This is a genomic window from Myxococcus vastator (assembly GCF_010894475.1).
In the GTDB taxonomy this organism is placed as follows: domain Bacteria; phylum Myxococcota; class Myxococcia; order Myxococcales; family Myxococcaceae; genus Myxococcus; species Myxococcus vastator.
In genome coordinates this window covers 1-430 of record NZ_JAAIYB010000977.1, presented here as the reverse complement: position 1 = coordinate 430, position 430 = coordinate 1, and the positions used below count along the sequence as shown (strand labels likewise).

Sequence of the window (430 nt, the reverse complement as noted above, 5' to 3'; positions counted from 1 at the left end):
CGGCGTCCGGAGGCTGGTTGGTGAGGGCCTGGGCGACAATCACCTGGTGCGCCGAGTCCACCGCCGCCTGCGCGTTGTAGGCCTGCTCGAAGCTTGCGCCCTTCTTCATGATTCGGCTGTCGGAGTCGGTGAAGTTGCGCTGCGCCTTCGGCGTCGGCTTGCCCTCGGCCGTATGGGGCACGGTGTGGCTGGGCAAGTCCTGGACGGACGGGGGCGCGTCGTCGTCATCATCCTTGGGTTTGCCTGCTTCCGCGGCGGCCTTCGCCTCGGCCTCCAGGGCCCGCCGGGCCTCCTGGATTCGCTGCAGTCGCGACTGCGCCCGCCGCAACTCCTCGGGAAGCTCGTCGCCTCGCTTGCCCTTGCCGTGGCGGGCGTCCTCTTCCGCGTCGACGGCCTCCGCCTGGGCCAGCAGGTGCCGCACCTGCTCGCG

1 pseudogene is annotated in these 430 nt (G+C 70.9%); it reads right to left on the bottom strand.

Annotated elements, in window-relative coordinates:
- A pseudogene (locus G4D87_RS38645) lies at nt 1-430 on the bottom strand (IS5/IS1182 family transposase); the annotation flags it as partial.